At 74.1% G+C, this 239-nt stretch carries 1 pseudogene; it reads left to right on the forward strand.

From position 1 onward, the window contains the following. A pseudogene (locus ACQG3P_RS23040) lies at positions 1 to 239 on the forward strand (histidine--tRNA ligase); the annotation flags it as partial.

Here is a 239-nt window from a genome sequence, read left to right on the forward strand (position 1 = left end):
GGCCGACGGCGAGCGCCAGATGGCGGTGCTGCGCGAGGTCGACAAGCGCGACAAGCGCGGCCCGGAGTACGTGCGCGAAGCGCTGACCGGCGAAGGCTTCGCGATCCCGGCCGAGCAGGGCGACCGGATCCTGGCGTGCGTGGCGGTGCGCTCGAGCAGCCACGCTGGCGCGCTGGCGCAGCTAGACGCGCTGATCGCCGACGGCACTGCCCGTGATAGGCGGAAACTCGGGGGGGCCG

Origin of the sequence: Stenotrophomonas sp. SrG (assembly GCF_050031795.1) — a bacterium.
Lineage (GTDB): Bacteria > Pseudomonadota > Gammaproteobacteria > Xanthomonadales > Xanthomonadaceae > Stenotrophomonas > Stenotrophomonas rhizophila_A.